Consider the following 676-nt stretch of genomic DNA (forward strand, 5'->3'; position numbering starts at 1 on the left):
GGTTTCGAGAACGTCCACTACCGCGACGGCAACCATCCCCGGCCGCAGCTGGGCTGCTGCCTTCAGGCGAGTCGAAAAGGAGATCGTCCGGGAGGGTGAAGGCGTTGACGAGGTGAGCCGTGAGTAAGCAATCAAGCTCTGATCGGGATCGACTAACACTGTTTCCATCCGACCGATGGTTGACCTGTGATCGGCGTTACCTCAAGCTAGGCAGGCCGACAAGCTCGGTTGGAAGGCGAAGACCTTTCGATGAGCTCGTCTCCGAAATGCTCGAGACCCACTGCCGCGCCTACAGGAACATACTGGCGTAACGTGAAAACACGATGGCGTCGCGGGCAGGTGCATCTGTCGTGGGGCCATCCGCACTGCCAGGCACGCCCTCTCGGCCGGCATGCACTCAGGTCCGGTCGTTTGGGTCGGCGAATTCACACATCCTGCAAAGCAGAAAACCATCTGCTCCATTCATGCGGTCGACGATTTCGCGAAAAACTGGCTTTTCAAACAGAGCGGAGTAACCCTCATATAGAAGGTTGCCCAATACGTGACGCCGTTCAAAATCCATAGAGCACAGGGTAACGTCGCCGTTTGGAAGAAGAACATTCCGATACTGTCGTGCGTCCACGCAGGTTAGGGCTCCGACCACTGGCTGACGTGGTGCAACGATCTTAGGGTCGAC

1 protein-coding gene is annotated in these 676 nt (G+C 57.2%); it reads right to left on the reverse strand.

Annotation, left to right across the window (positions count from 1 at the left end; translation table 11 throughout):
• Positions 1–397: 397 nt before the first annotated feature.
• The coding region (locus EN845_RS33805; protein ID WP_189587430.1) for an SPASM domain-containing protein at positions 398–676 on the reverse strand (279 nt) is incomplete at its 5' end.

The sequence above is a fragment of the Mesorhizobium sp. M8A.F.Ca.ET.202.01.1.1 genome (assembly GCF_004791595.1).
In the GTDB taxonomy this organism is placed as follows: domain Bacteria; phylum Pseudomonadota; class Alphaproteobacteria; order Rhizobiales; family Rhizobiaceae; genus Mesorhizobium.